1 protein-coding gene is annotated in these 4690 nt (G+C 70.7%); it reads left to right on the top strand.

Annotated features, from left to right (window positions below; all coding sequences use genetic code 11):
• Positions 1–4690 (top strand): amino acid adenylation domain-containing protein (locus ACFP2T_RS47540; protein ID WP_377434596.1); only part of this gene is annotated, 4690 nt, incomplete at both ends.

Genomic DNA, 4690 nt, shown 5'->3' with positions numbered 1-4690 from the left:
CGCCCAGCGCCGGTTGTGGTTCCTGGCACAACTGGAAGGCCCGAGCCCCACCTACAACATCCCGGCCGTGCTACGACTGTCCGGCGAGATCGATGCGGCTGCCTTCGAAGCGGCGTTCCTCGACGTCATCGGCCGGCACGAATCGTTGCGCACCATCTTCCCGTCGGCCGACGGCGAGCCCTACCAGCAGGTTCTGGATCCCGCCGACCTGCGGTGGAGCCTGCCGGCCAGCGAGGTCGCCGCCGGGGACCAGGCAGACGTCGTCGTGCAGGCGACGCGGTACGCGTTCGACCTGTCGACAGAGGTGCCGATCCGGGCGTCCTTGGTTAGCAGCGGACCGGACGAACACCTGCTGATCCTGGTGATCCACCACATCGCCGGTGACGGCTGGTCGCTCCCCGCATTGGCCCGGGAACTCTCCACGGCGTACGCCAGCCGGCTCCGCGGCGAGGCCCCGGAGTGGACGCCGTTGCCGGTGCAGTACGCGGATTATGCGTTGTGGCAGCGGGATCTGCTCGGTGGCGAGGACGACCCGGACAGCCTGTTGTCGGTCCAGGTGGACTACTGGCGCGAGGCGCTGGCCGGCGCTCCCGAGGAGCTGAACCTGCCGGTGGATCACCCGCGCCCGGCGGTGGCCAGCCATCGCGGTCACCGGGTTCCGGTCCAGGTGCCGGCCGAGGTGCACCAGCGTCTCGTGGAAGTGGCGCGGGACGCGGGCGTGACCCCGTTCATGGTGCTCCAGGCCGCGCTGGCGGTGCTGCTGTCCCGACTGGGCGCCGGCACGGACATCCCGATCGGCTCGGCGGTCGCCGGGCGTACGGACGAGGCCCTGGACGAACTCGTCGGGTTCTTCGTCAACAGCCTGGTGATCCGTACGGATCTGTCGGGCGACCCGGAGTTCCGGGAGATCCTGGCCCGGGTCCGGGAGACCACCCTGAGCGCCCTGGAACACCAGGACGTGCCCTTCGAGCGCCTTGTCGAGGAACTCGCCCCGGCCCGCTCGCTGGCCCGCCACCCGTTGTTCCAGGTGCTGCTCACCCTGCAGAACACCGAGCGGGCCGACCTGAGCCTGCTCGGCTTGCGTTCCGCCGCGGCCGACCTGCCCGCCGACGTCACCGGCTGGGCCCCGGCGCGGTTCGATCTCGACGCGACGCTCCGCGAGACGTTCGACGAGCAGGGCCACCCGGCCGGGTTGCGGGGCGTCATGACCGCCGCCGCCGACCTGTTCGACCGGGACTCCGTCGACCGGCTGGTCCAGCGCTGGATCCGGGTTCTGGATGCGGTGACCACGTCGCCTCAGGTGCGGTTGCACGCGGTGGATGTGCTGGATGCCGATGAGCGGGACCTGGTGGTCCGGGGCTGGAACGACACCGCGACGCCGGTCTCTGACCAGTCGGTGTTGCAGCAGTTCGGCCGGTGGGTGACCGAAACGCCGGACGCGGTGGCGGTGACCGCCGATGGTGTCGAGCTGACCTATGCGAAGTTGGATGAGCTGGCCGGCCGGTTGGCGGGCTCGCTACGGTCCCGCGACATCGGACCGGAGTCGGTGGTCGGGCTGTGCCTGCCGCGTGGCGTCGCGATGCTCGTCGGGATTCTGGGGGTGTGGAAGGCCGGGGCGGCGTACGTGCCGGTCGATCCGGAGTACCCGGTGGAGCGGATCGCATTCATCCTCGCCGACAGCGGGGCCCGCCTCCTCCTGGCGGCGGAGGACCCGGGTGTCGACGTCGGCGTGCCGGTCGTACATCCGCAGGAGGCGACCGAGCGTGCGATGGTGCCGGAGATCGCCGTGGAATCCGGCGGTCTGGCATATGTGATCTACACGTCGGGGTCGACCGGTGTGCCGAAGGGTGTCGCGCTCTCGCACGGCTCGCTGACGAATCTGGTCTCGGTGTTCGGGCCGCTGCTGGGTGCCGGTCCGGGTGTGTCGATGTTGCAGTTCGCGTCGTTCAGTTTCGACGTTTCGGTGCTGGATGTGGCGGTGGCGCTGGCCTCGGGGGCGACGTTGGTGGTCGCCACTGCGCAGCAGCGGTCGGAACCGCGGTTGTTGCGCGAGGTAGCGGTGCAGGTGGCCAGCGTGGTGCCGTCGCTGCTGCACGTGCTGGAGCCGGATGATCTGGCATCGGTGCGTACGTTGCGGGTCGGCGCGGAGGCGTTGAGCGAGGCGGCGGCGAAGTCGTGGACGCCGGGGCGGCGGCTGATTCACACGTACGGTCCGACGGAGTCGACGGTGATCACCGCTGCGGGTGTGGTGGACGCCGAGCGTCCGGGGCCGGTGCCGTTCGGCCGACCGATCGCCAACAGCCGCCTGTACGTCCTGGACGACGCCCTGAACCCGGTGCCGGTTGGGGTCACCGGTGAGCTGTACGTAGCCGGCGCCGGAGTGGCGCGCGGCTACATCAACCGGCCACGGCTGACGGGCGAGCGGTTCGTGGCATGCCCGTTCGGGTCGGGGGAGCGGATGTACCGCACCGGTGACCTGGTGAAGCGGTCGGCGGACGGGCAGCTGGTGTTCGTCGGCCGTGCGGATGAGCAGCTGAAGATCCGCGGGTTCCGGATCGAGCCGGGTGAGATCGAGCATGCACTGCTCGGGTACCCGGGCGTCCGGCAGGCGGCCGTGATCGCCCGGGAGGACCGGCTGATCGCCTATGTCGTCGGTGATGTCACCGCGGAGCAGTTGCAGACGGTGGCGCGGCAGCGCCTGCCGGAGTACATGGTGCCGGCCGCGTTCCTGCTGATGCCGGAGTTGCCGTTGACCGGAAGCGGCAAACTCGACCGCGAAGCCCTGCCCGACCTCGAACCCACCGGCGGCACCGACCGCGGACCGGCCACGGTGCACGAGGAACTGCTGTGCGCGGTGTTCGCCCACGTGCTCGGCCGGGAGGACGTCGGCGTCGACGACAACTTCTTCGAGCTCGGCGGCCATTCCCTGCTCGCGGTGCGGCTGGTGTCGCGGGTGCGTACCGTGCTCGGTGTCGAGCTGCCCTTGCGCGTGCTGTTCGAGGCACCCACGGTCGCTGCCCTGGCAGCACGGCTCAACGACGAGGACCCCGACCGGCCACGGCCGCTGCTCCGGGCGGTGACCCAGCGGCCCGACCGGATTCCGCTCTCGTTCGCGCAGCGGCGCCTGTGGTTCCTGGCACAGCTGGAAGGACCGAGTCCGACCTACAACATCCCGATCGTGCTGCGGCTCACCGGCGAGATCGACGGGGCCGCGCTCGAAGCGGCGTTCCTCGACGTCATCGGCCGGCACGAGTCGCTGCGTACCATCTTCCCCTCCGCCGACGGCGAGCCCTATCAGCGGATCCTGGACGTCGACGACCTGGCCTGGAGTCTCGAGACGGTACCGGTGACGCCCGGAGAAGTGTCCGGTGCCATTGAGCGGGCGACGCGGTACGCATTCGACCTGTCGGCAGAGGCGCCGATCCGCGCGCGGCTGTGCAAAGCCGCCAACCGGGAGAACATTCTGGTTCTGGTGGTGCATCACATCGCCAGTGACGGGTTGTCGCGTGGTCCGCTGCTGCGGGACGTCGCGACGGCGTACGTGGCTCGGCTGCGCGGGGAGAGCCCGGACTGGGCGCCGCTGCCGGTGCAGTACGCGGACTACGCGCTGTGGCAGCGAGAGCTGCTCGGCAGCGAGGACGACCCGGCGAGCCTCCTGCCAGCGCAGGTGAACTACTGGCGACGGGCGCTGGACGGCGTACCGGAAGAACTGCCCCTCCCGCATGACCGGCCGCGCCCTGCGGTGGGCAGCTACCGCGGGCATCGCGTGCCCCTGCAAGTGCCGGCGGACGTGCACCGGCGTCTCGTGAAACTGGCCCGCGACGAGGGCGTGACCTCCTTCATGGTGTTGCAGGCGACCCTCGCGGTGCTGCTGTCGCGGGTGGGCGCGGGCACCGACGTCCCGATCGGATCGCCCTTCGCCGGGCGCATCGACGATGCCCTGAACGACCTCGTCGGGTTCTTCATCAACGCGACCGTGATCCGCACCGACCTGTCCGGCGACCCGGAGTTCCGGCAGGTCCTCGGCCGGGTGCGGGAGACGACCCTGAGCGCCCTGGCGCACCAGGACGTGCCGTTCGAGCGGTTGGTCGAGGAGCTGGCGCCGACCCGGTCGCTGGCCCGCCACCCGCTGTTCCAGGTGGTGTTGACCGTGCAGAACGCCGGGCGGGAAGCGTGGCACCTGCCCGGCACCGAGGCCGGCACCCAAGGCTCCGCCCTGGGCAGCCAGGCCGACGCCTCGGCCCGATGCGACCTGGACGTCATGGTCGGCGAGGTGTTCGATGCCGAGGGGCAGCCGGCCGGGCTCCGTGGGTCGATGATCGCGGCGGCGGACCTGTTCGACCACGCGACCGCGCGGCGGTTCGCGACCTGGTGGACCCGCGTGCTGGAGATCGTCACCGACGCCCCCGAGGTGCGGCTGCACGCGGTAGGTGTGCTCGACGCCGACGAAGAGGCTCGGATCCTCCGGCAGTGGAACGACACGGCGGTGCCGGTGTCGGCGGGGTCGGTGGTGGAGTTGTTCGGGCGTTGGGTGTCGGAGACGCCGGACGCGGTTGCGGTGGCCGCCGATGGTGTCGAGCTGTCGTACGCGGAGTTGGATGAGCGGGCTGGTCGGTTGGCCGGTCATCTGCGTGGGTTGGGGATCGGGCCGGAGTCGGTGGTGGCGGTCGTGTTGGACCGTGGTGTCGAC

This window comes from Plantactinospora solaniradicis, assembly GCF_042658085.1.
GTDB classification, from domain to species: Bacteria; Actinomycetota; Actinomycetes; order Mycobacteriales; family Micromonosporaceae; genus Plantactinospora; species Plantactinospora solaniradicis.
Note: the sequence above shows the minus strand (reverse complement) of the source record. Positions and strands in the feature narration are given on the sequence as shown.